Source organism: Paraburkholderia sp. SIMBA_053 (assembly GCF_046534895.1).
GTDB lineage: Bacteria > Pseudomonadota > Gammaproteobacteria > Burkholderiales > Burkholderiaceae > Paraburkholderia > Paraburkholderia caledonica.
In genome coordinates this window covers 174561-196621 of record NZ_JAWRXU010000011.1, presented here as the reverse complement: position 1 = coordinate 196621, position 22061 = coordinate 174561, and the positions used below count along the sequence as shown (strand labels likewise).

General features: G+C 61.0%; 21 protein-coding genes. 9 read left to right on the top strand and 12 right to left on the bottom strand.

The annotated features are described in order from the left end of the window. Window positions 1-71: 71 nt before the first annotated feature. The 5 genes from SB753_RS26815 to SB753_RS26795 are packed head-to-tail and all read right to left on the bottom strand — an operon-like array spanning window position 72 to window position 4253. Window positions 72-353, bottom strand: coding sequence for a DUF2160 domain-containing protein (locus tag SB753_RS26815; RefSeq protein ID WP_410802711.1), 282 nt, complete (start codon window positions 351-353; stop codon window positions 72-74). Further along, window positions 353-1165 (bottom strand): carbohydrate ABC transporter permease, encoded by an 813-nt coding sequence (locus tag SB753_RS26810; RefSeq protein WP_027778186.1) that lies wholly within the window; start codon window positions 1163-1165, stop codon window positions 353-355. The genes SB753_RS26815 and SB753_RS26810 overlap by 1 nt, the downstream gene beginning before the upstream one ends. Then, on the bottom strand, window positions 1155-2051 hold the full coding sequence (locus SB753_RS26805; protein WP_088175542.1) for a carbohydrate ABC transporter permease: 897 nt from the start codon (window positions 2049-2051) through the stop codon (window positions 1155-1157). Before SB753_RS26805 ends, SB753_RS26810 begins: the two co-directional genes overlap by 11 nt. Further along, entirely contained in the window at window positions 2048-3172 is a 1125-nt protein-coding gene (locus SB753_RS26800) for an ABC transporter ATP-binding protein (protein ID WP_310070306.1), read from the bottom strand. The genes SB753_RS26805 and SB753_RS26800 overlap by 4 nt, the downstream gene beginning before the upstream one ends. Continuing rightward, a complete protein-coding gene (locus SB753_RS26795) occupies window positions 3159-4253 on the bottom strand; it encodes an ABC transporter ATP-binding protein (protein ID WP_410802708.1) in 1095 nt (364 codons plus the stop codon). Before SB753_RS26795 ends, SB753_RS26800 begins: the two co-directional genes overlap by 14 nt. A gap of 353 nt (window positions 4254-4606) precedes the next feature. On the opposite strand from SB753_RS26795, the gene SB753_RS26790 reads away from it, so the two are divergent. The 4 genes from SB753_RS26790 to SB753_RS26775 all read left to right on the top strand — a co-directional run bounded on the left by SB753_RS26790 (window position 4607) and on the right by SB753_RS26775 (window position 9407). Continuing rightward, window positions 4607-6541 carry a putative bifunctional diguanylate cyclase/phosphodiesterase gene (locus SB753_RS26790; protein ID WP_410802706.1) on the top strand — a complete coding sequence of 645 codons (1935 nt, stop codon included), beginning with the start codon at window positions 4607-4609 and terminating at the stop codon, window positions 6539-6541. Between the two features lie 54 nt (window positions 6542-6595). Then, a complete protein-coding gene (locus SB753_RS26785) occupies window positions 6596-7039 on the top strand; it encodes a hypothetical protein (RefSeq protein ID WP_204523247.1) in 444 nt (147 codons plus the stop codon). Window positions 7040-7127: 88 nt separating this feature from the next. Continuing rightward, a complete protein-coding gene (locus SB753_RS26780; RefSeq protein ID WP_204523246.1) occupies window positions 7128-8816 on the top strand; it encodes a fibronectin type III domain-containing protein in 1689 nt (562 codons plus the stop codon). A gap of 150 nt (window positions 8817-8966) precedes the next feature. Next, entirely contained in the window at window positions 8967-9407 is a 441-nt protein-coding gene (locus SB753_RS26775; protein WP_020068793.1) for a hypothetical protein, read from the top strand. A 56-nt stretch (window positions 9408-9463) separates the two neighbouring features. Here SB753_RS26775 and SB753_RS26770 read toward each other — a convergent pair whose 3' ends face one another. From SB753_RS26770 to SB753_RS26760, 3 genes are all read right to left on the bottom strand, one after another. Then, window positions 9464-10228, bottom strand: a complete 765-nt coding sequence (locus tag SB753_RS26770; RefSeq protein ID WP_288826816.1) for an enoyl-CoA hydratase — start codon at window positions 10226-10228, stop codon at window positions 9464-9466. Beyond that, complete coding sequence (locus SB753_RS26765) at window positions 10225-11391, bottom strand: CaiB/BaiF CoA transferase family protein (RefSeq protein WP_408190786.1); 1167 nt, start codon at window positions 11389-11391, stop codon at window positions 10225-10227. Before SB753_RS26765 ends, SB753_RS26770 begins: the two co-directional genes overlap by 4 nt. Before the next feature lie 132 nt (window positions 11392-11523). Then, window positions 11524-12414 (bottom strand): LysR family transcriptional regulator, encoded by an 891-nt coding sequence (locus SB753_RS26760; RefSeq protein ID WP_088175547.1) that lies wholly within the window; start codon window positions 12412-12414, stop codon window positions 11524-11526. A 311-nt stretch (window positions 12415-12725) separates the two neighbouring features. Between SB753_RS26760 and SB753_RS26755 the strand changes: the two genes are divergently transcribed. Next, window positions 12726-14036 carry an MFS transporter gene (locus SB753_RS26755; protein WP_410802703.1) on the top strand — a complete coding sequence of 437 codons (1311 nt, stop codon included), beginning with the start codon at window positions 12726-12728 and terminating at the stop codon, window positions 14034-14036. 192 nt (window positions 14037-14228) lie between these two features. Here SB753_RS26755 and SB753_RS26750 read toward each other — a convergent pair whose 3' ends face one another. Further along, window positions 14229-15005 (bottom strand): hypothetical protein, encoded by a 777-nt coding sequence (locus tag SB753_RS26750; protein WP_410802701.1) that lies wholly within the window; start codon window positions 15003-15005, stop codon window positions 14229-14231. Between the two features lie 342 nt (window positions 15006-15347). Here SB753_RS26750 and SB753_RS26745 point away from each other — a divergent pair, with 342 nt between their 5' ends. Next, window positions 15348-15641 (top strand): DUF1330 domain-containing protein, encoded by a 294-nt coding sequence (locus SB753_RS26745; RefSeq protein WP_020068799.1) that lies wholly within the window; start codon window positions 15348-15350, stop codon window positions 15639-15641. A 100-nt stretch (window positions 15642-15741) separates the two neighbouring features. Here SB753_RS26745 and SB753_RS26740 read toward each other — a convergent pair whose 3' ends face one another. The 3 genes from SB753_RS26740 to SB753_RS26730 all read right to left on the bottom strand — a co-directional run bounded on the left by SB753_RS26740 (window position 15742) and on the right by SB753_RS26730 (window position 18917). After that, complete coding sequence (locus SB753_RS26740; RefSeq protein ID WP_020068800.1) at window positions 15742-16593, bottom strand: carbohydrate ABC transporter permease; 852 nt, start codon at window positions 16591-16593, stop codon at window positions 15742-15744. Then, window positions 16590-17480, bottom strand: coding sequence for a carbohydrate ABC transporter permease (locus tag SB753_RS26735; protein ID WP_020068801.1), 891 nt, complete (start codon window positions 17478-17480; stop codon window positions 16590-16592). Before SB753_RS26735 ends, SB753_RS26740 begins: the two co-directional genes overlap by 4 nt. Before the next feature lie 204 nt (window positions 17481-17684). Next, entirely contained in the window at window positions 17685-18917 is a 1233-nt protein-coding gene (locus tag SB753_RS26730; protein WP_027778172.1) for an ABC transporter substrate-binding protein, read from the bottom strand. A 333-nt stretch (window positions 18918-19250) separates the two neighbouring features. Between SB753_RS26730 and SB753_RS26725 the strand changes: the two genes are divergently transcribed. The 3 genes from SB753_RS26725 (at window position 19251) to SB753_RS26715 (ending at window position 22058) form a co-directional block, all read left to right on the top strand. After that, window positions 19251-20024, top strand: coding sequence for an SDR family oxidoreductase (locus SB753_RS26725; protein ID WP_410802699.1), 774 nt, complete (start codon window positions 19251-19253; stop codon window positions 20022-20024). 27 nt (window positions 20025-20051) lie between these two features. Then, entirely contained in the window at window positions 20052-21134 is a 1083-nt protein-coding gene (locus tag SB753_RS26720; protein ID WP_408130400.1) for an ABC transporter ATP-binding protein, read from the top strand. A 63-nt stretch (window positions 21135-21197) separates the two neighbouring features. Next, on the top strand, window positions 21198-22058 hold the full coding sequence (locus SB753_RS26715; protein ID WP_410802697.1) for a MurR/RpiR family transcriptional regulator: 861 nt from the start codon (window positions 21198-21200) through the stop codon (window positions 22056-22058). The last annotated feature ends 3 nt before the right edge of the window (window positions 22059-22061 follow it).

Here is a 22061-nt window from a genome sequence, read left to right as displayed (position 1 = left end):
ATCTGGCCGGAGCCCGCTCGGGGCATCAGCGGAACCGGGAGTTGCCAGCCTTCAATGCGTGTGTCGACTTGCTAGCCTTTCCACATGATCGCGAGCAGAACGAGCACCGAAGCCACGAATCCCGGCCACGAATTCGAGCCTTCGGCGCCGATGCCGATCCATGCGAGGTTCACATACGCCGCCGCGAGAAGACCGATGAACAGGCGGTCGCCACGCGTGGTCGAGATGGGCAGGAAGCCCTTGCGTTCAGTCGTCGGCGAGCGCAGTTCCCACATCGTCATGCCGGCCAGCATTACGACAATGCAGCCGAAGAAGAGCGCCACTTCGGGCGTCCAGTACATCCACGTGAACATCAGACTCTCCCCATCGCAAAGCCCTTCGCGATGTAGTTGCGCACGAAGTAGATCACTAGCGCACCAGGAACGATGGTCAGCACGCCCGCCGCGGACAACACGCCCCAGTCCATGCCGGCCGCCGACACCGTGCGTGTCATCACCGCTGCAATCGGCTTCGCGTTCACGGAGGTCAGCGTGCGTGCGAGCAGCAGTTCGACCCAGCTGAACATGAAGCAGAAGAAAGCCGTCACGCCGACGCCCGACTTGATCAGCGGCAGGAAAATCTTCACGAAAAAAGCGGGGAACGTATAGCCGTCGATATACGCTGTTTCGTCGATTTCGCGCGATACGCCCGACATGAAGCCTTCGAGAATCCACACCGCGAGCGGCACGTTGAACAGCATGTGCGCAAGCGCAACGGCAATGTACGTGTCGGTCAAACCGACGCTCGAATAGAGCTGGAAAAACGGCAGCAGGAACACGGCGGGCGGTGTCATCCGGTTGGTGAGCAGCCAGAAGAACATGTGCTTGTCGCCGAGAAAGCGGTAGCGTGAGAACGCATAAGCGGCAGGCAGCGCGACGAGCACCGACATCACCGTATTCATCAACACGTAGATGATCGAATTGATGTAGCCCCAGTACCAGGACGGATCGGTGAATATGATCTTGTAGTTCTCGAACGTTACATGCTGCGGCAGCGTGGCGAACGCCGACATGGTTTCTTCGTTCGTGCGCAACGAGATCGACAGCATCCAGTACAGCGGAATCAGCGCGAACAACATATAAACGACGAGCACCAACGTGCGCATCCAGCGGCGCTTATCCTGCATGTTCGTCTCCTTCCGCAGCGGGGCCGCCTTTGCCTACACGGCTCATCCAGTTATAGAGAATGAAGCACAGCAGCAGAATGATGAGGAAATAGATCAGCGAAAATGCGGCGGCTGGGCCGAGGTCGAATTGGCCGACCGCTTTTTGCGTCAGGTACTGGCTGAGGAACGTCGTGGAATCGCCGGGACCGCCGCCTGTCAGCACGAACGGCTCCGTGTAGATCATGAAGCTGTCCATGAAGCGCAGCAGCACGGCGATCATCAGCACGCCGCGCATCTTCGGTAATTCGATGTAGCGGAACACGGCAAAGCGGCTTGCGCCGTCGATTTCGGCGGCCTGATAGAACGCATCGGGAATCGCGCGCAGGCCCGCATAGCACAGCAGCGCGACGAGCGGCGTCCAGTGCCAGATGTCCATCACGAGCACGGTGAGCCACGCGGCCGTGGGGCTCGCCGTGTAGTTGTAGTCGAAGCCGAGGCTATTGAGCCAATAACCGAGCAGACCGATATCCGGGCGTCCAAAGATCTGCCAGATCGTGCCGACCACGTTCCATGGAATCAGCAGCGGCATGGCGAGTATGACGAGCGCCGCAGATGCGCGCCAACCCGAAGCCGGCATTGCGAGCGCGAGGCCCACGCCGAGCGGAATTTCGAACAACAGCACGCAAGCGGAAAATATGATCTGCCTGCCGAGCGCGCCGCGCAGATCAGGATCGGTCATGATGTTGCGAAACCACTCGGTGCCGACGAACACATGCTGTGTCGGGCTGATGATGTCCTGCACCGAATAATTGACCACTGTCATCAGCGGCAGGATCGCGGAGAACGCGACGCAGATAAACACGGGCACGACCAGCAGCCACGCTTTCTGATTGACGGGCTTGTTCATCGCGCGGCCCCTTCGGAGATGCGTGCGTCGATTCTTTCGTCGTTGCAGAAGAACACCGTTTCAGGCGCGGCGAGACGCAGCCAGGCCGGTCCGTCGACCACGCGCACATGCGGCTCGAGTTTGGCGTTGAACAGATGGCCGTCGCATTGCGCTGTGACGAGTTGATAGTTGCCGAGCTGTTGCGCGCGCAATACCTGCGCCTTGACCGCACCCGCTTCGCCTTCCTGTGCTAGCCGCACGAACTCGGGGCGAATGCCGAGTGTGAGCGAACCGTTTGCGTGCTCATGCGCGTGTCTTAGCGTGGCGAGTGTGTCAGTGTCCAGAGCAAGCCGTTGGGCGCCGATCTTCACGCCTTCCGCGTCAAGCTCGATTGGGCAAAGATTCATGCCGGGACTGCCGATGAAGTAGCCGACGAACGCGTGATCCGGCCGTAGAAAAAGCGCATCGGCGCCGCCCTTCTGAACGACGCGACCGTTTGTCATGACCACGACTTCGTCGGCGAAGGTGAGCGCCTCGACCTGATCGTGCGTAACGTAAATGAGCGTGAGCTTGAGTTGCTGATGGATCTTCTTCAGTTGCCGGCGCAGCATCCATTTCATGGCCGGATCGATCACGGTCAGCGGCTCGTCGAACAGGATCGCTGCGACGTCCTGGCGCACAAGACCGCGTCCCAGCGAAATCTTTTGCTTCGCGTCCGCTGCGAGGTTGCTCGCCTTATGCGGCAGATCCCGCGTCATGTCGAGAATTTCGGCGACTTCGTGCACGCGCTTCCTGACTTCGGCTGCCGGTATTTTGCGGTTGCGCAGCGGGAACGCGAGGTTGTCGAACACGCTCATGGTGTCGTAGATCACCGGGAACTGGAACACCTGCGCGATGTTGCGCTCGCGTGCGCCCAGCGCGGTCACGTCGCGTCCGTCGAACAGCACCTTGCCCTCGGAAGGCTTGACGAGACCCGACACGATGTTCAGCAGCGTGGTCTTGCCGCAACCGGATGGTCCGAGCAACGCGTAAGCGCCGCCGTCTTCCCAGACCATGCTCATGGGTTGCAGCGCGTAGTCGTCGAGCGTCGCCGGATTCGGACGATACGCGTGCGCGAGATTCTGAAACTCAATGCGCGCCATAGGCGGCCTCCGGACCGGACACGAGCTTCGTATCCGCGCCGAACACAAACAGTTCGTCGGGGTCGATGAATACGTCGAGTTGCGTGCCGAGTTCGATCTGATGCACGCCTTGCAACTGCGCGACGAGATCGATGCCGCCATTGAGCGTGTGCAGATGCAGATAGGTTTCCGAACCGCTCAATTCGGCTAGTTCGAGCCGGCATGGAACGGCGATCGCATGCGATGTCTTCGCCGCAAGACGCAAGTGCCCCGGCCGGATGCCGATGCGGCATGTGCCGTTCGCAGCGGTGCCGCGACGGATCGGCACGTCGATGCCGATCGGCAGTCGCGCGCTGCCGTTACCGTTCACTTCGCTCGTGAGCATGTTCATAGGCGGATCGTTGAAGACGGCCGCGGCGTCCACGTCGACCGGTGCGTTGTAGACGTCGAGCGTCGGGCCGAATTGCAGCACGCGGCCTTTGTCGACGATTGCCGTATAGCCGCCCAGCAGCAATGCTTCAAGAGGTTCGGTGGTCGCGTACACCACGGTCGTCTTGCCGTCCGCGAAAAGCGTGGCGAGTTCCATGCGCAATTCTTCGCGCAGCTTGTAGTCGAGATTGACGAGCGGTTCGTCGAGCAATACAAGCGACGTGCGCTTCACGAGCGCGCGCGCCAGCGCGCACCGCTGCTGCTGGCCGCCTGACAGTTCGCTCGGCCGCCGCTCCAGCAGATGCTCGATATGCAGTTTTGCCGCGACTTCCTGCACGCGCCGGCGAATTTCGGCGGGGTCGGTCTTCTGAAGCTGGAGCGGCGAGGCGATGTTCTGAAACACCGTCATCGCCGGGTAATTGATGAACTGCTGATAAACCATTGCAAGGTTGCGCTGGCGCACACTGACGCCTGTCACGTCCTGACCGTCTACGAGCACGCGGCCCGCACTTGGCCTGTCCAGTCCCGCCATGACGCGCATTAGCGTTGTCTTGCCGGCCTGGGTAGGTCCAAGCAACACATTGATGGCGCCTGGCACGAGACGCAAATTCACGCCGTACAGATACGGTTGCCCGCCAGAAACGACACTCACTTGCTCCAGTTCCAGGACCAAATTGCTCTCCTTTCGGGCGCGAGATATGTCTGGGTGTCTGCGCCAGCCGCGGAGCCGGAGCTTCGCGGAGGCGTCAATTGGTTTGCACTCTGATTACACGCAGCAAACAGAATGTCCCTTTTGTTGGTTTGCGTTTAAATCGGGGTTAACCTTACGAAAGGCGGAAATAGAGAACCTTGTCGATTCGGGTGTTCGCAAGCGCGACCAGCAGCCTTCGGTTTGCTCTGGATGCCCAACAATTGGGAAGGCGATTTACGCCGCTTCCCTGTCCGATTTAACCTTTCGACTTAGGTTTACGTAATAATCGGCCACGCTGCCGTTTCGATTCACTAACCATTAAAAATGCGCGGGTCATGGCTTTTAGCGAACCAAGGTCTCCATTTTTCAAGTGGATCGTCTCTTCGGCTCAAAACCTGAGCGCCGAGAACCGGCAAATACTCCTCGCCAATCTTTTCACGCGAACGTGGTCAATCGTGTTCGCGTCGATCTGCGAAATCAGCGTCTGCGCCACGGCCTACTATCTGTATCCAAACCTGCTATATGCGAGTTGGACAGGCGCCGTGGTTGCGCTGCTCATGGTGCGTCTCTGGCTTATCTGGCTGTGTCGCCGCTGTAGTGCGCGGGATTTGCCCACGCCTACCTCCGCGTTTGTGTTCGCAAGTATTCTGTGGAGCGCGTTGTTTGGCTTTGGTAGTTTGCTGTGCAATATCAGCGGCGACGCGACGCTCTTTCTGCTTGGCAATGTATGCGCCGTCGGCGTTGTCGGCGGGCTGGCCGGACGCAATGCGGCCACGCCGCGGCTGGTCATGCTGCAGATCCTTTTTATTCTCGGTTTACTGGGAGTCGGCGCCGCGCTGTCGCCCGGCTCAGGAAAACTCGTGCTGCTGTTTCAGGCGCCGTTCTGTGCCGCCGGTTTTCTAACCGTTGCGCTGCGCAGCAATCGCGATACGGTCGCGCTGCTGCTCGCGCGCGAAAACAGTCAGCGGCTTGCGCATCACGATAGCCTGACGGGCTTGCCGAATCGGGCGCGCATTAACGAACTGCTGCTGGAGCGCACGGCGGTGGGCTCGTCGCATCGCGAGCCATTGTTCGCCGTGCTGTTGATCGACCTGGACGGCTTCAAGGCAATCAACGACAGCCTGGGTCATGCCGCCGGCGACCAGATTCTCCAGGAGGCCGCGGTCCGCTTGCGCGAAGTGCTGCCTGCCGCCGACATCGTCGGACGCCTTGCGGGCGATGAATTCGTGGTCATTTCAGAAGCACCCGACCCGTCCCGCGATGTCCGCGTGCTCGCGGACAGAATCGTCAAAACCTTGGCCCGGCCCTTCGCGTTGAGTGAGGCGCTCGTGCATATTGGCGCGAGTGTGGGCGTCGCGCTCTGTCCCGAGCACGCAACGACCGGACCGCAATTGCTGATCTGCGCCGACCGCGCGTTGTATGCGGTCAAGCGCAGCGGCAAGAGCGCGTACGTCATTTTCGACGCGGAGCAACATGTATCCGACGAAAACCTGAGCCTGCTGCGCAGCGACCTTGAAGGGGCGCTGCGTTCGTTCAGCGGACTGCGCATGGAGTATCAGCCGATTGTCGATGTGGCCAGCGGCTTTGTGACGGGCCGCGAGGCGCTGATTCGCTGGAAGCATCCGACACGCGGCGAGCTGTCGCCCTCGGCCTTCATTCCGACTGCGGAGCGCACCGGCCTGATCCTCGCGCTCGGCGAATGGGCGCTATTGCAGTCGTGCAAGGAAGCGGTCATGTGGCGCGACAAGGTTCCGGTTGCGGTCAATGTATCGCCGGTGCAATTGCGTGAAGAGACGTTTGCGTCGATCGTTGCGGGCGTGCTTCGCAAGACGCGGCTTCCGCCCGAGCGTCTTAACATCGAGGTCACGGAGACGGTGCTGCTGAACGACGACGTCGTGACACGGCGCAATATTTCGCGGTTGCGTGCATTGGGTATCGGCCTCGCGCTCGACGATTTCGGCACGGGCTTCTCGACGATGTCGACGCTCGTGCGTTTCACATTCGACAAGCTGAAGATCGACAGTTCGTTCGTCAAGGAGTCGGTGCATCGGCGCGAATCTGCTGCGGTCGTGCGAGGGATCGTCGCATTGGCGCGCGAAATCGGTATGCCGACCACGGCGGAAGGCATCGAAACTGAAGAGCAACTCGACTTCGTGCGCCGTTCCGGCTGCACACATGCGCAGGGTTTTTTACTCGGCAGACCGGTGCAAGGCTGCGAGATCGCGCGCATCGACGAAAAGCTGCCGGCGCAATCGGTGAATCCGGCCTAGGCGGTTTCATGACTGCGGCGCAATACGGCGCCTTTATCCGACAGTGAGGAACACGTGGACTCGACACTCAGATTCCAGCTACGGCTCACCGTCTCGCCAGAACTTGCCGGCGCATTGCGCGCCGATTCTTCCGGCGCGGCGCATGTCCCGCTTCAACGGATTTTGCATCGGCATAACGCGACCGTAATTTGTCAGTACGACGCATTCGCGGATTATGTGAGCGAGGCGGAGCGGCTCGGCATCGAAAAATATCCGCTCTATCAGTGGACGCGCGAGACGATCGAAAACGCGGAGAAGAAAGCGAAGTACCTGCGCTCGTTCACGGTCTACGTGAATGGCGAACAGATCTACGACAAGCAAACCGCCGATGCAATGGAGACCGAACTATTAGCGCTATGCGGTGAGAGCGGCGCATCCGGCGGTATTGAAAGCGGTATTGAGCGCATTTCGAAGTTCGATACGAATCCAGCCAATAGCCCCCAGCCTCCGAGTCGTTAACGTTTGGCCGGTTTCATTCAACTGTCACTGTTTCGCGACTAGGATCACTGGTCAAGCCGCCAGTCCTTCCTACCCACAAAACATAGACATGTCGAACACAAAAAACGCTAAGGCTTCGCCAGCCGATCAGGGCGCTTCCATCGTTTCGCGTCGCGGGTTCCTGAAGTTCGCCGGCGCATCGAGTCTCGCTAGTGCAGCCAACGCGCTGTCAACGGCGCGCGCCGCAGGCTCAACGCCGGACGGCACACCGGAGCAGGTACACCTGACCTGGGGCAACGATCCATCCAATGAAGTCACGGTGTCGTGGGCGTCGCTCGCGGCTGCCGTGAAGCCGCATTTGCGTATTGGCCGGGTTGGAGACGGCAAACGGATCGTACATGGCGTGCAGACCACGTACACCGACGGCCTCAACGGCGAAGTGGTATTCAACTATCACGCGCGTCTGCGCGATCTCAAGCCGGACACGAGTTACGAATACGAGGTCACGGCCGATAACGACAGCAACGCGGCGCAGCCCTTCAGCGGCAGCTTCCGCACGGCGCCGCGAGGCCGCGCACCGTTTCGCTGGACGAGTTATGGCGACCTCGCCACGCCGAATACCGGATGGGTGCTCTCGTCGCCGCAAAGCCGGTTCGCCGTGCAGGCGGTCGAGCGCTTTCAGCCGCTCTTTCACCTGCTCAACGGCGACCTTTGTTATGCAAATCTGAACCCGACACAGCAGCCCGAAGTGTGGCGCGACTTCGGCAACAACTGTCAAACTTCAGCCGCGAATCGTCCGTGGATGCCATGTCCCGGTAATCACGAGATCGAGTTTCACAACGGCGAGCAAGGGTTCGCGTCGTACCTCGCGCGCTACGCGTTGCCTGACAATCACACGCGATTTCAGGGGCGGTGGTACAGCTTCCGCGTGAGCTCGGTGCTGTTCATTTCGCTCGATGCCGACGACGTCGTCTATCAGGACGCCGCCGCGTTCGTGGGCGGGCCGGCACCGCTCGTGCCGGCAGCGAGCACCGGGAATCCGCCGATCGAGCCTGGCACGTCCTTTTATGTGCGAGGCTACAGCGGCGGCGAGCAAACACGCTGGCTGGAGAAGACGCTCCGCCACGCGGCCCAGGACGACGACGTCGACTGGATCGTCGTGCAGATGCATCAGGACGCGTTGAGTTCTTCGAAGACGGGCAACGGTTCGGACAAAGGCATCCGCGAAGCCTGGCTGCCGCTTTTCGACCGTTATGGCGTGGACCTCGTGCTATGCGGCCACGATCACGACTATGAGCGCAGCTATCCCGTGCGCGGCTGCAATCACAACAAGGGCACCGATATCGCCACGGGTCGTCCGGTCGATACATTGCAGCCCAAGCCGGTCATGTCGGCAATATCCGCTGGAGCGTCCACATTCGATACGAGCCACGGCACGATCCACCTGATTCTCGGCGGCGGCGGCACGAGCGCACCGCTCGACGTGTATGGCCTCGACGCGGGCACGGGCCTGCCGCAAGCGCGCATTTTCACGCGGCCTAACCGTCCGGTTCCTGGCAGCACAGCGGGCACGTTCGTGCGAGCAAGCGCCGATGCGGTGGAAGACGCAATCTGGTCCGCGCAACGAGACACCGGCACCGGCTACGGCATCGCCGTGTTCGATCATGAGCCGGGCCATCCGGGCGGCGAGACGACCATCACGATGAACTACTACCACGCACCCGGCGCGGACCAGACGCCTACATCGAACTATGAACTGTTCGAAACCATCGAGCTGAAGAAGAAACGCAAACGCTGACGCGCGAGCCGGGGAGAGGCAAGAAGCAAGGGGAAGAGACGGCGCGGCAGGTTTTGTTACACGTCTTACCGGTACGCGATGAGGCGGTTACAGAAGCCTTTCGAATCGCCGGTTATACTCGCGCCGTCTCATAAAAACCAAAGACCTCTTATGTCGAAGCGAATCCTGAAAATTGTGGCTGTTGCAGCGCTCACGAGCGCGGCGTCGTTGTCGGCTGTGGCCGGCGATATGAACAATGCGCTTGGCGGCGCGCTCGGCGGCGTAGCGGGTGCGGCACTGGGCGGCGCGGTCGGCGGCAGCACGGGCGCTGTGATCGGCGGCGCGGTGGGCGGCGGCGCGGGCGGCGCGGTGACGTCTAACCGCCGCGAGCGCACGGGCGCCATCGTAGGCGGCGCGCTGGGCGGCGGTGCGGGCACCGCGGCCGGCAACGCCATGGGCGGACGTGGCGGCGGCCTGATCGGCGCAGCGCTAGGCGGCGGCGCGGGCTCCGCGCTCGGCGGCAATATCTCGCGCTCGAACTCGTATGCCGACGACTACTCGCGCGATTACCGCTCGGGCAAGAAGCATCATAAGCATCGGCATTACGACTAAGCGGTACGCCTGAGTGCTTCGGGACCGCACCGGCAATACACGTGCGGCCCGGAGACTTATGCCTTCGAAGATCCCGACGTAAACGCAAGCACCGCTTCCTTGAAGCTGGCGCTGCCATACACTTCTTCGATCAGGTCGTCATCGTCGAGTCGTTTTTCGACTACGATGCGGCGCAAGCTCTCCTTCACGGCTTTCTGCGTGACGGGCGAGAGCGCCATCAACCGCTCTGCGAGCGTATGCGCCGCTTCCTGCAACAGGCCAGGCGCGCAGACCTGATAGACGTATCCGCAGGCCAGCGCTTCGTCGGCCGTCAGATAGTCGGCGAGCAGCAGCATCTTTTTGACGCGCGGCGTGCCCAACGCCGCCTGGAGTCGCGCGATGTTGCGCGATGAAAGCGTATTGGACAGCGTCTTGGCAATCGGCGCACCAAAGCGCGATGCGTCGCTGCAAACACGGAAATCGCAGGCCGTGGCGAGCGCCAGACCCCCACCCACGGCCCAGCCGTCTATGACCGCGATGGTCGGCTTCGCAATTCGCTCGACCGTGCCGATCACGCGCTCGACGAACGCTTCGTATGCAACGCCGTCGCGACCATCGCGGAAGCCCGTGAAATAGCCGATGTCCGTGCCGGAGATGAAAGACTTGCCGCCGGCGCCGCGCAACAGAATGCAGCGCACGCTGATATCCGCTTCACACTGCGCGACGAGTGCGAGTAGCGACTCGTACATGTCGAGCGTCATCGCGTTGTGCCGCTCGGGTCTGTCGATCAGGATCTCCGCCGCACCCGAAGGGTCGACGCTCAGGCTGACCAGTTCGCTCATGATGCGGCTCCGTTGATCTCCGCAAAGATCTCGTCGTTATGTTCACCGAGCAGCGGCGGATGGCGGCGCACGGTCGGCGGCGTGCCGAGCAGCTTGACGGGAAAGCCGATGTTCTTGACCTTGCCCTCGTTGGGATGATCGATTTCCATGCACATGTTGCGATGCCGGGCGTGGTCGCTTTCAAACGCTTCGGGATACGAAAGAATGGGACCCGCTGGTATGCCCGCAGCGAGCAATATGTCGACCCATTCGTTGCTGTCGCGTTTGCCGAATTCCTGCTCCAGCACTTCGATCATCGCCTCGCGATTTTTCAGACGCAGCGACACGTTGGCGTAGTCGGTATGATCGATCAGATCCGGCCGCTCCAGCACGCGGCACAGCTTGGTCCACAGTTTCTGGTTCGTCGCGCCCATGACGAAGTAACCGTCCCGGGCCTTCACCGCCTGATAAGGCGCGCTCATCTTGTTGCTCGTGCCGAGCGGCGTCGGCGGCACGCCCGTGCCCCAGTAGTCGGACATGTCCCAGATCGAGAAGGCCATGATGGAGTCGAACAGCGACGCGTCGATATGCTGGCCTTCCCCGGTCTTCTGCGCACCGATATAAGCCGACAGGAGACCGTACACTGCAAACATCGCGCAGCCAATATCGGCCACCGGTACGCCCGCCTTGACAGGCTTGCCGCCTTTGTAGCCCGTCACACTCATCACACCGGACATGGCTTGCGCCATCAGATCGAAGCCGGGCCGCGACGCCCAGGGCCCGCTTTGCCCGAAGCCTGAGATGCTCGCGTAGACGATCTTCGGGTTGATCGCCTTGATCGACTCGTAGTCGATGCGCAAACGCTGCACGACGCCGGGGCGATAATTCTCCACGATCACATCGGCCGTTTTGGCAAGCTTATAAAACAGCTCGCGCCCCTCATCGCTCTTCAGGTCGAGCGTGACGGAGCGTTTGTTGCGGTTGAGATTAAGGAAGCCCATGCTGTCGGGGCCCTTCATCTTGAAGCCCATTGAACCGCGGGTCTGATCGCCTTCTGGCGGTTCGACCTTGATGACATCCGCGCCGAGGTCGGCGAGCATCATGCAGGCGAACGGGCCCGCCATGACCTGACTCACGTCCAGCACGCGAATGCCTTGCAGTGGGAGATGCGCAGATTCCGTCATGTCGAGCTTCCTCCTCGGATAAGTGGTGTGTTGTAGCTCCACTGTCGCCGAGTGCGCAGGCTGCCGCAAGAATCGCCGCGTCATGGCTGGTTTCGCGGTTCGCGAAACCTTCGCCTGTCGCCCATTGTTTGGCTAGGCGCCGCCCTCCAGCAATTGAGCCACGACGTTGCGCAGCGTCTGCTCCTGAGCGTGTCCTTCGACGCAGGACAACACGTAGCTACGCCGGGACCAGTCTGCGTCGAGCTCGACCGAAGCGAGCGAATCCTCGGGATGGAAGCTCTGTAGAACATCGGGCGGCATCAAGCCGACGCCGAGACCGTGGCGCACCATGGCGAGCATCGTGTCGAAGCCGTTCACCGTGAAGTTGTTCGGGAACAGCCGCCCGCGGCTGCGATATGCGCGCTCGACCGCGGACAGCACCGCCGAGCCTTTGCCCAGACTCACAATGGGAAGGTCGAGAATGTCGTCCACGCCCACGGGCTCCCGGTCGAATGTGAAATGTGCGCGGCTATAAACCAGCACGAGCCGATCCTCCCTGTACGCGAACTTGTCCAGATCCAGAAAGCCGCTTTTCTTCTCGTAGATGCCCACGTCGATCACTTTGTCGCGCAGCAGTTGCTGCACGATTTTGCTGTTTTCCTCGACAATTTTCAGTGCGATGCGAGGGTACTTGCGCTGGATCGCGGCGATTTCACGAGCGAGGAACTGAATGACGACCGCTTTCGGCGCGCCGATGATGATGCGTCCGTCGAGCCCATGATTGAGCGCCTGTGCGTCGCCTTCCATGCGGTCGATCAGGTTGTCGATTTGCCGGACATACGCCAGCAACTTCGCGCCTGACTCGGTGATCTCCACGCCGTGCGGCACGCGCCTGAAGAGCTTCGCGCCAAGCTGATCCTCCAGGTCCGACACGCGTCGCGACGCTGCCGCGACTGCCAGGCTCAGCTTGTCGGCAGCGCGCGAGATGCTGCCTTCTTCCGCAATGGTCAGCATCAGCCGGACGGTTGTCGTGTCGAATTTCACTTTGTCTCCAGTTGTATCGAACGAGGATGGGCGCGCGCCGCCCGATAGTTTAGTGTGCCGCGGCAGGCGGCATCCGGAACCGGTGCGTCGGATGAACGCCGCGCACCGATCGCCGCATCGACCATGGCGTTCTGACGGTAACGATAACGAAAACGCTATCGCCACATACCGTTTCGACATTGGAGCTCTCGCGTTTGCGTCCGTACACTTGTCATTCAGTATGTGCATACAAGTACAGCGTCACGCTGCACCGCACATGCATACCGACAACGACGAATGGTCTTCAACGGCCATCTTGACGGAGACACGTTTTGGACAAGCCCACCAGTTCGCTCACGGCCGCCGCAGTGCCCGCCCGGTTCAACTTCCGTTGGCATGTGCTCATCTGGTTGCTGATCGGCGGGATTATCAACTACATGGACCGCGCGAGTCTTTCCATCGCAGCGCCGGGCATGATCCAGGAACTCGGCCTGACGCGCACGCAGATCGGCCTGCTAGGCAGCGTTTTTGCGTGGACGTATGCGGTGATGCAATTGCCGGCGGGCTGGGTGATCGACCGCTTCGGCGCGAAACGCGCTTATGCGTTCGCGATGATCTGGTGGAGCGTCGCGACGTGGCTCACCGGCGTGGTCGGTTCGATCTCCGGACTCATCGTGATGCGCGCGTTGCTCGCGGTGGGCGAGGCGCCGTGCTGGCCGACGTCGGCGAAGATCACTGCCGCGTGGTTTCCGGCGAAAGAGCGCGGCTTTGCGACGGGCGTATGGGATTCGTCTTCAAAGTGGGGGCCGGCCATCGCGCCGGCCATGCTCGTCGCGCTGATGGTCGCGTTCGGCTGGCGCTCGCTCTTTCACGTGACGGGTGCTTTCGGCATTGCGTTTGCGCTGCTGTTCCTGATGTTGTATCGCAACCCGATGGACAGTAAGCGTCTCTCCAAAGACGAGCGCGAATACATCGAAGCAGGTGGCGGTGGTCACGAACGGTCGCTCGTCAATTCAAAGCTGCGGTGGCGGTCGCTGTTTGCGCGACGCAGCGTGTGGGGCATGATTCTCGGCTACTTCTGCACGATCTGGCTGTGGAATATCTTCCTCGTATTCTTGCCGCTCTATCTGCTCGACCGGTTCCATATTTCGTTCGCGCAGCTTGGCGTGTATGCGGGCATTCCCTGGGCGGGCGGCGCCCTCGGCGAGATCGCGGTCGGCTATCTTGCGAAGAAGATGGTGGACCGTGGATTCGCGTCGCCGATTGCCGCGAAACGGTTATTGATTGCGTGCTGCGCGGTGGGCGCCGCCGTGTGCGCAATTGCGTTGCCGTTCACTCACGCGTTGAACGTTACCCTCGCACTGTTCACCGTCGGGCTCGTATTCATTGCGGCCGTGGTCGGTTCGGCGTGGGCGCTGGCGGCGGACATTGCGCCATCTTCGATGATTGCCTCTGTCAGTTCGATCCAGAACTTCGGCGGATATTTTGGCGGTGCGTTCTCGCCGGTCGTCGCGGGGTTCATCGTGGACCGTACCGGCTCGTATGCGCTTGCATTCATCTCGGGCGGCGCCATTGCCGGATGCGCGGCACTGTTCTACTGGTTCATGGCTCGCGAACCGATTCTGGAAGACGAGGCTGCGTGAACGAGACGGCTCGAGAAAAGGGCTGTTTTGTGGGGAATGACAGGCCGAACGTCGGGAGACTGAGCAGCCACCAGGTAGCGTCTTCGGCATCCAGCGAGAAAACCGCCGGATGCCGTTTCACATGAAGATGCGCGCCGAACATCGAGATTGCTGGCGCAGCCCAAAGCGGCCATCCGCTCGAGCAGTCGGTGGCTATTGCGTGCCCGGTTGCCTCTGAGCGCCTGAAGCGGGCGTCACCCGAGCCGACTCCTTGACCAGCTGATCGGTCATCGCAGCCGCGACAGGATTCGAGTTGCGCCGATTGATCGGCTCGCGATCCGTCACGGACGACGGTGGCGGTGTCGGAGACGCGGGCGGCGGCGGCAACGACGGATCGAGCTTCGCGGATTCGCGGACGAGCAACTCCGTCATCAAGGCGCCGACGTCGCTGGAACCATGGCGACGCAAATCTTCATGGCTCCGCGCGTCGTCCGCATGCTGCGTGGCCTTGGATCTGGCGCTGTAGCGCTGAGGCTGCTGTTGCGGCTGCGATTGAGGTTGAGGTTGCACCTGCGTCTGCTGCGCCTGCTGAGCCTGCGGTTGTACGGGCTGGGCGACTTGTGCTTGAGGTTGCATCTCCGCCGCTGGGTTATTCGCCACTGTGGCGGCCGGTGCCGCCGTGGCTGCAGGCGTCGTCGGCATAGGCGCGGCCGGTGCGGGCGCCCGCACATCGCCGCCACTCACAATCGTGCCGCTATTGGATTTAGCGCTCGGGTTCGCATTAGCGTCCGGCGAACCAGGACGCGCGATACTGCCTGCGATCACATGGCTTTCGCCGTAGGAGCGCGACTCGGTCGTGTCTGGCGCGGTCAAGGCCGCCTCGGCTGGAGGCGCCGACTTCCTGTCCTCACGCGGATAAAATAAATAGCCGCAGACCACCAGGTCCGCTAGCACCAGACCGATAATCAACGTCTTGCCGGTATTCGTCATATCTAAACTGAAGCTTCATTCAAGGCAGTGTAAGGTCCATGATAAACGACGACTCGTTGCCTCACCGTGACGCACTCGGTTGCAAATCATGCAGGAGCGGCCAGGCGTCGACGCATTACGTGGATCGTACGAAGAGTTTCTAGAGAAGTCGGCTATTTGTCACCCGCCGTTATTCAACGTTTCGGGCCATCTTTTTTTGAAGTGTGGCGCTATGTGTAGAGGCGACTACCGGCGCTTTGCTGGTTTTCCGGAGAACCCGCAACGCATCGGGACAATAAAGGCACGCTGGGCATTCTCTGTTACGCTGCTCGACTCATCGCCAACACGTAGAAGGAGCGTCAAATGAGCAAGGGGTATTGGGTAACCACGTATCGCAAGATCAAAGACCCGTCGAAGCTGGCGGCCTACGGTCAGTTGGCGGGCCCGGCCGTCGCCGCTGCCGGCGGCAAGTTCCTCGTGCGCGGTGTCGCGGACGAAGTTCATGAGCAGGGCCTGAAGGAGCGGACGGTGGTGATCGAGTTCCCGTCGTATGAAGACGCAGTCGCCGCGTACGACCGCGACGACTACAAGAAGGCGCTCGCGGCTTTGGGCGATGCGGTGGAGCGCGACCTGCGGATCGTCCGCGGCGCCGAGTAATTCGCTGAGAGTGCGCTAAATAGTGCTGTTTATGGCGGCCGACACCTCGACCGCCGTGACTGCACCTGGGGCAGGGCACAACAGCGCGGTCCGCAAAGACCTATTTCACCGCGCCCAACGCCAGCCCTTTCACCAGATACCGCTGCAACCACGCGAACACGATCGACACAGGCAACGTCGCGCAAAGCGTAGCGGCCATCACGAGATGCCATTCCACCACGTACTTGCCGGCGACCATATCGGTCACCTGCACGGTGAGCGTCTTGTTCTCCGGCGAGCGGATCAGCGTGTACACCACCGCGAACTCGTTCCAGGCGTTGATAAACGTGAAGATCGCCGTGACGACGATGGCGGGCACGGCAAGCGGTAGAAACACCTTGAAAACGGCCTTCGTGCGGCCGCATCCTTCGAGCCACGCTGATTCTTCGAGATCGCGCGGCACCGTCTGGAAATACGACGACAGCATCCACACAGCGAATGCAATATTGAACGCGGCATAAGAAACGATCACGCCGATTTTCGAATCGACGAGGTTGCCGTCGCCATAAGGAATCATGGCCGCGAGCCTGAACAGGCCGACCACCAGCAGAATAGGCGACAGCATTTGCGTGACGAGCAGGAACTGGCGATACGTTCCGCGTCCGCGAAACGGGAACCGCGCCAATGCGTAAGCCGCCGGCAAGCTCACTGCGAGCGCGAGCAGCGTCGAAAGCAAGCTGATTACCGTGCTATTGCGCAGCGCCACGCCAAAATTCGCGGCTTGCCACATGTCGACGAAATTGCTCCATTGCCAATGCACCGGCAGCCAACGCGCCGGATATACGAAGATCTCCGAAGCAGGCTTCAATGCGGTGAAGAGCATGACGGCGAACGGGAACAGCACGACCACCACGAGCGGCGACAATGCGAGCCAGCACCACAACGAGCGTTTTGCTTTTGCGCTGAGCGTCATGACGGTTCTCCTTCTTTCGCGGGCTGCAAGCGCAGATACGCCATCGAGAAAACGAACAGCATGACCAGCATGATGAGCGAAACGGCTGCGGCCTCGCCTGGACGTCCGAGCCTGAAGCCGAGTTCATACAGATACGTGACGAGAATATGCGTGCTGTTGTCGGGTCCGCCTTGCGTCATGACCCAGATAATCGGAAACGAGTTGAACACATAAATGACGTTCAACAAGATGGTCATATTGATGAAGGGCCGCAGCAACGGCAGCGTCAGCTTGCGAAACTGCTGCCATGCGCTGGCGCCGTCGATGCGCGCCGCTTCGTAGATGTCGCCTGGCACCGATGACAATCCGCCGAGCAGAATCGTCACAGTAAATGGAATCGATACGAGAATGCCGACCGCGATTTCTACCGGAAAAGCGAACTCGGGCGTCGCGAGCCAGTGAATCGGTCCGCCGATCAGGCCGAGGCGCTGAAGCGTGACGTTGACCATGCCGTAGTCGTCGTTGAAGGCCCAGCGCCACACAACGGCGGTCATGGTCAACGAGACAGACCACGGCAGCATGACAATCGTTCGCGCGACGCCGCGTCCATAGAAATCCTGATTCAGCACGAGCGCAACGGGCACGGAAATCAGCACCGTGCCGCCCACCACGAACACGGTCCAGACTATCGTGCGCCTCGCTGCCGCAAGAAACGCGGGATCGCCGAAGATCGTGTAAAAGTTCTGCAGGCCCGTGAAATCGCGAATGGCGCCGAAGCGCGACACCTCATGCAGCGATTGCCAGACAATGTTGAAAATCGGATAGCTGATGATAAAAAGCGCGAGCACGAGGCTCGGCGCAATCAGCAACCAGGGCGCTTGCAGGCGTGAAGAAGCGGAACGGCTCATACGTGCTCGATCGTGAGACGCGCCTGCACAACGGAGCGGGCGCGACGGAATGGGCCGGATAGTCGATAACGGTCGATGACAGTCGATTACGGCCAGCATGATGGCCGGAATGCGCGCCGCGCGTTTCTATCCGGCTGCTATTGCAGCCGCGCGGCGCGCGTCCCGTGTGCAGCGAATTACCGCAATCTCACCGCGTAGCGCCGCTCAATGACCGAGCGACTTGTTAGCTTGCGTGGCCGCCGCATTCAACGCGTCAGCAGGCTTGGCTTTACCCAGATAGATCGACTGCATTGCGTCGGTCACGGCCTTCGCGGTGTCTTCCCAACCTGTCACGGTCGGCGCGAAGCGGGCCGTGGGCAGCAGTGCGACGAATGCTTTGGTATCCGGATCGTTGAACGCCGGGTCCGACGATTCGGCCTTGGTGGTCGGCAGGAAGCCCTCGGTCGTCGTGAACTCGACACGCGGTTCCTTCGTGAACAGATAGTCGAGGAACTTCCATGCGGACTTCTTCACCTTCGAGTTTTTGAACATCACGATCGAGTCCGTGACCGCGTAGGTGGCGTGAGTGGTGCCCATCGGAATCGGATCGATGCCGTACTTCAGGTTCGGCGCTTCCTTCTTGATCTGTTTGGCGAGGAACGGTGCGGAGATCATCATCGCAACGCGGCCTTGCTTGAAGAGGTTCTGCACGTCTTCACGGCTATAGCCGGTGACGCCAGGCTGCGTCAGGCCCTGATCGATCATCGACTTGTAGAGCGTCGCCGCCTTGATACCCGCAGGCGAGTTGAACGCCGCCTTGTTGTCCTTGCCGATTACTTCGCCGCCGTTCGTCCACAGTGCATAGTAAAAGTAGACGTCCGTTTCGATTTCTTTGCCCTGCAGGCCGAAGCCGGCAATGCCTTGTGCCTTCAGCTTCTTCGACGCTTCGATTACGTCGTTCCATGTTTTAGGGCCGTCGGGATAGCCGACTTTCGCAAGCAGGTCCTTGTTGTAGTAGAGCGCTCGTGCGGAAGCCGCAATCGGCAGGCCATAGACCTTGCCGTTGATCTCGCCCGGCGCGAGGAACGGGCCAATGAAGCGGCCTTTGAAGCTTGCATCCATGTAGCCGTCGAGCGGCTCCGCCACGTCGTCCTTCACGAAGTCGAGCAGCCAGCGCGTGCCCACGATCGCGAGATCGGCGTTCGCGTTGCCGGAAATATCCGTCTGGAGTTTCTGTTGCAGCGTGTCCCAGTTCACGTCTTCGATTTTGATGGTCGTGCCGGGATTGGCTTTCTCGAAGTTGCGAGCCATCTTTTCGAAGTACGGCGCGGTTGCGTCGCTGTAGTGCGCGACGGTCACGCGAACCGTGTCGGCGTGAGCCGCCACGGCAATACCTGCAAACGCGAGCGCCACGGCAACTTTGCCGAGCGCGAGGGAAGCACGGGCATGCAACGACATTTCTCTCTCCTGTGTCGACCTTAGTCAGTGCATTAGCGCTTCCCAAGGTCCCATCAACGATTGGTGGGATGGTCCGCTGCCGTCGCCGGCCGCTGTGGTTGAATTGTTTGAAAAAATCCTACACGGCTAAAAATCCATTGTCACGTAGGGTCTGCGATATTTCGTTCGCGATGGTTTTATGCATAAGATGCCTGTAGGCAAGGCATATTCTGCGCGTGGCATGCGGTGCAAAAACCCAATATTCGGGATGACGAAGTGCGACGCGGCTTCCATGCTGTAATAAATTTACAGACGATTTAGATAGACGCGGCAAGCGTGAAAAGCGAGGCGGACATGAATCGTGTGGTGTTGGTGACGGGCGCTTGCGGCGGCATCGGCAGCGTGTTGTGCAAGCGTTTCGTCGCGCAGGGCGACACGGTCCTCGCGCTCGACATCGATGCGGCGGCGCTGGAGCGCTTGACGAAGCAACTCGGCGAAACGCAGGTCAGCCCGATAGCGGTCGATCTCGGCGACGCGGCCGCGGTGCAGCAAGCCGTTGCATTTGCCGTGGAAAAACGCGGACCGGTGGATGTGCTCGTCGCCAATGCGGGCGCAGCCGAAGGTCTGACGCTGGCCACGACCGATGCCGCGAGCTGGCAGCGCGACATTCACCTGAACCTGAACGGCACCTATCACACTGTCGAGGCCGTGCGTTCGTCGATGATCGAACGCAAGAGCGGAGCGCTAGTGCTGATCGGTTCCGTGAACGGTTTGGCGGCGCTCGGACATCCCGCGTATAGCGCGGCAAAAGCCGGGCTCATCAGTTACACAAAGGCGCTTGCTGTGGAATTGGGCCGTTACGGCATTCGCGCGAACATCGTTTGCCCCGGCACCGTCAAGACGCAGGCATGGCAGGCGCGCGTCGACAAGAATCCGCAGGTCTTCGAAGATCTGAAGAAGTGGTACCCGTTGCGCGATTTCGCAACGCCTGACGATATCGCCGACGCCGTGCTGTTTCTCGCGTCGCCAATGGCGCGTGTGATCACCGGTGTAGCGTTGCCTGTAGACGGCGGATTGATGGCCGGCAACCGTCTGATGGCCCAAGAGTTGACGCTCGAATCGCTTTGATAGAAACCGCAAGACGATGAGGAAAGCATGGCAGCAGTGCAACTGAGCGGCATCTTCAAACGCTATGGCGACACACAGGTCGTGCACGGCATCGACCTTCATATCGACGACGGCGAGTTCGTCGTGCTCGTGGGTCCGTCGGGCTGCGGCAAGAGCACGTTGATGCGGATGGTCGCGGGCCTCGAGGAGATCAGCGGCGGCGACCTGATGATCGGCGGCACGCGCGCGAATAATCTCGCACCGCAGCAGCGCAATATCTCGATGGTGTTCCAGAGCTACGCGCTGTATCCGCATTTGTCGGTGTACGAGAACATCGCTTTTGGCCCGCGAATCCGCAAGGAGTCCCCAGCCAATTTCAAGCCGCGAATAGAGGCCGCCGCGAAGATGCTGAATCTGGGCGGTTATCTCGATCGCCTGCCGCGTGCGTTGTCGGGCGGTCAGCGCCAGCGCGTCGCGATGGGCCGCGCGGTGGTGCGCGAGCCGTCCCTGTTTCTGTTCGACGAACCGTTGTCCAATCTCGACGCCAAGCTGCGCGTGCAAATGCGCACGGAGATCAAGGCATTGCATCAGCGCCTGAAAAACACGGTGATTTACGTGACGCACGATCAGATCGAGGCCATGACGATGGCCGATCGCATCGTCGTGATGAACGCCGGGCGGATCGAACAGATCGGGCGTCCGTTGGAGCTTTACGATCACCCCGCGAATCTTTTTGTCGCAAGCTTTCTCGGCTCGCCGTCGATGAATTTCGCCGAAGGCGTTCTCGTGAACCGCACGCAAGGTTCGGGACTCGCATTGAAACTCGCGGACGGCGGCGAGATCGTGCTCGAAGGCGCGCCTGCTTCGGCGGCGGTCGGCGCAAAGATCACGCTGGGCGTGCGGCCCGAACACATCGAGACAATTACGCAGACACCCGACGTGACAATGCAGGTCGAAGTCGTGGAGCCGACTGGCGCCGAAACGCATCTGTACGGGAAGATAGGCGGCGACACGTGGTGTGTGACGACACGTCAACGTTCGAAGGTCGAGCCTGGTGAGCGCGTCACTCTGCGCTTGCCGGCCGCTCATATTCACCTGTTCGACACGGAGAGTGGGCGCAGACTGGTCTGAGCCGCGTGTTGCCGATCGAAGCTGCGACCCACGCGGATTCATTTAACCCTTAAGGAACACCGGGTGTCCGCACCGAACTTGATTCCCCACATCCGCAGCGCACTCGCCAATTTGCGGCCAGCCGAACGCAAAGTCGCGGACATGGTGCTGAGCGACGTCGACTTCGCGATGCGTGCGAGCATCACGGAACTTGCGCAGCGAGCGGACGTATCGGAGCCCTCTGTCACGCGATTCTGTCGCGCGATTGGCGCGCACGGTCTGCGCGACTTCAAGATGCAGCTGGCGCAGAGCGTGGCGGGCGGCTTGCCGTATGCGTCGGCGGCAATCGCGCGCGACGACGACGTGCAGACCTTGATGGACAAAGTGGGCGAAGCCGCAGTCGATGGCATCACGCATGCGCGCGGCGCGCTGGATCCTGCGGTGGTCGACAGCGCGATTGCTGCGCTATCGAGCGCACGACGCGTGTTCTTCTTTGGCGTTGGCTCGGGTTCGGGGCTGGTCGCGCAAGACGCGGCGCTACGGTTCCTGCGCCTCGACATCGCCGCCACGGCTTTTACCGACGGTCACTTGCAGCGCCTGTATGCGGGCATGATGGAGCCGGGCGACGTCGCCTTTGCCATTTCGCATTCCGGACGCAGCACGGAAGTGAACGAAAGCATCCAGATCGCGAAAGAGCGCGGCGCGACGACAATCGCGCTCACCAACGTCGGCTCGCGCCTAGCGTGGCTCGCGGATATACCGTTGCTGTTGCGCGTGCCGAGCCCGATCGATCCGAATACGCCCGGCGTCTCGCGGCTCGTGCATCTTTGCATCATGGACGCGCTGGCAATCGGCGTCGCGCTCAAGGCCGGGCCGAAGACGCTGGAGAAGATGCGGCATGCGAAGGCGAGGCTGTCGTCGCATGAGCCGCAAACCGGCGATTAGGCG

Excerpts from the sequence above, each read along its gene's own strand:
- SB753_RS26815 (WP_410802711.1), bottom strand. The coding sequence starts at position 353 with ATGTTCACGTGGATGTACTGGACGCCCGAAGTGGCGCTCTTCTTCGGC.
- SB753_RS26810 (WP_027778186.1), bottom strand. The coding sequence starts at position 1,165 with ATGCAGGATAAGCGCCGCTGGATGCGCACGTTGGTGCTCGTCGTTTAT.
- SB753_RS26805 (WP_088175542.1), bottom strand. The coding sequence starts at position 2,051 with ATGAACAAGCCCGTCAATCAGAAAGCGTGGCTGCTGGTCGTGCCCGTG.
- SB753_RS26800 (WP_310070306.1), bottom strand. The coding sequence starts at position 3,172 with ATGGCGCGCATTGAGTTTCAGAATCTCGCGCACGCGTATCGTCCGAAT.
- SB753_RS26790 (WP_410802706.1), top strand. The coding sequence starts at position 4,607 with ATGGCTTTTAGCGAACCAAGGTCTCCATTTTTCAAGTGGATCGTCTCT.
- SB753_RS26780 (WP_204523246.1), top strand. The coding sequence starts at position 7,128 with ATGTCGAACACAAAAAACGCTAAGGCTTCGCCAGCCGATCAGGGCGCT.
- SB753_RS26775 (WP_020068793.1), top strand. The coding sequence starts at position 8,967 with ATGTCGAAGCGAATCCTGAAAATTGTGGCTGTTGCAGCGCTCACGAGC.
- SB753_RS26770 (WP_288826816.1), bottom strand. The coding sequence starts at position 10,228 with ATGAGCGAACTGGTCAGCCTGAGCGTCGACCCTTCGGGTGCGGCGGAG.
- SB753_RS26765 (WP_408190786.1), bottom strand. The coding sequence starts at position 11,391 with ATGACGGAATCTGCGCATCTCCCACTGCAAGGCATTCGCGTGCTGGAC.
- SB753_RS26750 (WP_410802701.1), bottom strand. The coding sequence starts at position 15,005 with ATGACGAATACCGGCAAGACGTTGATTATCGGTCTGGTGCTAGCGGAC.
- SB753_RS26745 (WP_020068799.1), top strand. The coding sequence starts at position 15,348 with ATGAGCAAGGGGTATTGGGTAACCACGTATCGCAAGATCAAAGACCCG.
- SB753_RS26740 (WP_020068800.1), bottom strand. The coding sequence starts at position 16,593 with ATGACGCTCAGCGCAAAAGCAAAACGCTCGTTGTGGTGCTGGCTCGCA.
- SB753_RS26735 (WP_020068801.1), bottom strand. The coding sequence starts at position 17,480 with ATGAGCCGTTCCGCTTCTTCACGCCTGCAAGCGCCCTGGTTGCTGATT.
- SB753_RS26730 (WP_027778172.1), bottom strand. The coding sequence starts at position 18,917 with ATGTCGTTGCATGCCCGTGCTTCCCTCGCGCTCGGCAAAGTTGCCGTG.
- SB753_RS26725 (WP_410802699.1), top strand. The coding sequence starts at position 19,251 with ATGAATCGTGTGGTGTTGGTGACGGGCGCTTGCGGCGGCATCGGCAGC.
- SB753_RS26720 (WP_408130400.1), top strand. The coding sequence starts at position 20,052 with ATGGCAGCAGTGCAACTGAGCGGCATCTTCAAACGCTATGGCGACACA.